Source organism: Halococcus agarilyticus, assembly GCF_000334895.1.
In the GTDB taxonomy this organism is placed as follows: Archaea; Halobacteriota; Halobacteria; order Halobacteriales; family Halococcaceae; genus Halococcus; species Halococcus agarilyticus.
In genome coordinates, this window is sequence record NZ_BAFM01000040.1 from 1 (window position 1) to 3,193 (window position 3,193).

Sequence of the window (3,193 nt, forward strand, 5' to 3'; positions counted from 1 at the left end):
TGATCGGCCGCCCACCCAAGTTTGCACGGTGATCTGCACTCAGTGGTCGAGTGGACAGACGCAAAGTCCGCGTCGTTCGTCCAGAACTACTATGATACAACGAAGTTCAATCCCTATGAGATCGAATTCGAGCCGATACCTGGTAATGTAAAGAGCGGACGGACAGTCCCAATCAGGTTCACTGTCACTAACGAGGGGGACCCAATCACCCATCTCGACCTGACCGTTGAGGTGACGCTGCCGAACGGTGAGGAAAACGATGTGAACTACAAGTCACAGGAAGACGGCCGTTACCACGTCAACGTGCGTACTGCTAGAGAGTTGCCGGGCGACTACACCATCTCGGTGTACGATCCGGACGACAACCAGATCGAGTCTCTCACGTTCACAGCGCGGTAACGCCAACCACCGTCGGGCGGTGTTTAGTTAAGCGTGAAAAGTGAGGCGGGTGGATCTCTTGCTGATCCATGGCAGAAATCGCCCGCCTCGTCGGTCGTAGTGGTTGGATCGACACGGGATTTGTGAAACGAGAGCGGACACCCGAGCCAGCGATGAAGCTCGGTATTCAATCGCATCTCGCGGAGCTCTCACTGTCGAATACCGTCTCGTTGCTCGAAAACCTGGGTGTCGAGCGCTCTCGAAAAGCGATTCACGACTGGGTGCAGAAGGCTGATCTACAGCCCACTGAGGGTCGAAGCCCGAATCACATCGCGCTCGACGAAACGGTGATTCGGATCAATTCCCAACAATACTGGCTGTAACCCCGAAGCGAACCAACTACTCCACGCTCGGCTCTCCCCGACTACGACGACCGCAGCAACACAGATATTCCTCAGCGAACTACGTGAGAAACACTCCGTCGAATCTGCTGTGTTTCTGGTCGATGGCGCTCAGCATCTCCAAACTGCGCTTTCGAGAGCTGGGCTCCGATTTCATCCCGAACAACATGGAAATCGGAACAGCGTCGAACGCGTTTTCCGCGAACTGAAGCGCCGAACGTCCTCGTTCCCGAACTGCTTCAGCCACGTTTTCCCTGAAACCGCTGAAAACTGGCTCCAAGCGTTCGCTACCTGGCTCAATGCGACTAACTAAACACGACCCGACGGTGGGCCCAAACACTCAATAGCAGGCGTCTCAACCGTCTCTGTGAGCAGTTCTTGGAGAGTCATCCACCTCGACCCAGGAACTGCTCATACTTTGATTAGACACTACAAAATCAACATATAATTTCATATTTGTGGTTCAATCGTTTCCGCGTCGTCGAGCTTCCGGTTGCGGAGCGCGTCGCCGGTCTTGGCGTCGAAAAGATGGATCGCGTCCTCGGGGAGCCGTGCAATCGCGGGCTGGCCCGCCTCGACACGCCGGAGCCCGCCGATGGTCGCCACGAACGTGCGGGACTCGTCCATGTCGAGTTCGGATGTCTCGTCCGCGTTGTCCTCGAACGCGAGGTAGACGTTGTTGCCGCTGCCGACCGGTTCGACCACGTCCACCACGGTCCGGAAGTCGTGGTCGCTTTCGGCTGTGTCGACGAGCTCGATGTCTTCCGGCCGCACGCCGAGCGTCACGCGGGATGCGTCGCCGATCGACTCCTGAGTCTCCTCGGAAAGCGGGTACTCGAACCCGTCGCCGACGAGTCGTTCGTTCTCGACGGTGGTCTCGAAGAAGTTCATCGAGGGCTCACCGATGAACCCCGCGACGAACTGGTTCGCGGGTTCGTGGTAGGCCTCCAGGGGCGTGGCGACCTGCTGGAGCCGGCCGTCGTCGAGGATCGCGATTCGGTCGCCCATCGTCATCGCCTCGGTCTGGTCGTGAGTGACGTAGACGGTGGTGACCCCGAGATCCTCCTGAATGCGCTGGAGTTCGGTCCGCATCTGGGAGCGCAGCTTCGCATCGAGATTGCTGAGCGGCTCGTCCATCAGGAAGACGGCGGGATCGCGGACGATCGCGCGGCCGAGCGCGACGCGCTGTTGCTGGCCGCCCGAGAGTTCGCCTGGCTTGCGGTCGAGCAGGCGACCGATCCCCATCATCTCGGCGGAGGACTCGACGCGCTCTCCGATCTCGTCGTCGGGCATCTCCGTGCTCTCTTCGAGCCCGAAGCTCATGTTCTCGCGCACGGTCATGTGGGGGTAGAGCGCGTAGCTCTGGAACACCATCGCGATGTCCCGATTGGCGGGCTGGCGGTCGTTGATCGCCTGCCCGTCGAGAGTGATCGTTCCCTCGGTGACGCTTTCGAGCCCCGCGATCATCCGGAGCGTGGTCGACTTGCCACAGCCCGACGGCCCGACGAGAACGATGAACTCGCCGTCGTCGATGTCGGCCGAGACGTCGTCGACCGCGACGATCTCGCCGCCACCGTCCGCGAAGCGTTTCGTCACGTGATCAAGCGTGAGCTCAGCCATCCGTCGCCAGCCTCCAGTCGGTGTCGTGTGTCATGGATGTCGTGGGTCGTGATCGCGTCATGTTCCGTCCCCCGTGCCACCAATCAAAATCAGCGCGAGCAGCAACACGTTCTAAATTCGGGGAAATTGATACAATAGCGTCACCGCGAACATCAGGGTCGACAGCGGCAGCATGGTCTGCCGGTGAGTCCTGAACGTGCTCGGCGTTGTTATGTGTCAATCCAGTCATTGTGCTAGTATTGTACTCCTTTGACAAATTGATCACCGAATAGAAGGTACACAAGCAGTGTAGGGAGTGCTACTACAAAAGCTCCCGCCATTTGACGATTATACAACTGTGCGAATCCACTATTGAGGTTGTTCAATGCTACAGTTGCTGGTGCTGCGTTACCACCACCGGTGAGAACTAATCCATACAAAAACTCGTTCCAAATCTGAGTGAATTGAAATATACATACTACAGCGAACATGGGGTAGGACAAAGGCAAGATGATCTTTCTATATATTGATACCAATCCTGCTCCGTCTATCCGAGCTGCTTCAATCAATTGATTGTCTATTGTGAGATAGTATCCCCTAAACAGGAGTGTGCAGATGCTGATCCCATATGCAGTGTGTGTCACAATCAACTCAAGTATCGTTGCATAATACGGTTGAATCCAAGGAAGTGCAAATAGGTCAAATGGTCCAATATTAGACAACAACATCTGGAGATCAACGATTGACCAAAAGCGAGAAAGAGGGACTATTATAGCTTGTTTAGGCAGAAATGCAGCTGCTACGAATAACGCCAT

3 protein-coding genes and 1 pseudogene are annotated in these 3,193 nt (G+C 56.3%); 2 read left to right on the top strand and 2 right to left on the bottom strand.

What is annotated here, in order from left to right; genetic code table 11:
* The first annotated feature begins 42 nt into the window (after positions 1 to 42).
* Both TX76_RS16870 and TX76_RS17365 read left to right on the top strand, forming a co-directional pair.
* Entirely contained in the window at positions 43 to 399 is a 357-nt protein-coding gene (locus tag TX76_RS16870; protein WP_049904171.1) for a FixH family protein, read from the top strand.
* A gap of 68 nt (positions 400 to 467) precedes the next feature.
* Positions 468 to 1,092 (top strand): annotated as a pseudogene (locus TX76_RS17365) (IS6 family transposase).
* 137 nt (positions 1,093 to 1,229) lie between these two features.
* On the opposite strand, the gene TX76_RS16880 reads toward TX76_RS17365, so the two are convergent.
* Together TX76_RS16880 and TX76_RS17370 are read right to left on the bottom strand one after the other, a co-directional pair.
* A complete protein-coding gene (locus TX76_RS16880; RefSeq protein ID WP_049904175.1) occupies positions 1,230 to 2,399 on the bottom strand; it encodes an ABC transporter ATP-binding protein in 1,170 nt (389 codons plus the stop codon).
* Positions 2,400 to 2,632: 233 nt separating this feature from the next.
* Positions 2,633 to 3,193, bottom strand: a 561-nt coding sequence (locus tag TX76_RS17370) for a carbohydrate ABC transporter permease (RefSeq protein ID WP_154019149.1), incomplete at its 5' end; no start/stop codon positions are given.

Coding starts and splice junctions, on each gene's coding strand:
- TX76_RS16880 (WP_049904175.1), bottom strand. CDS start 2,399: ATGGCTGAGCTCACGCTTGATCACGTGACGAAACGCTTCGCGGACGGT.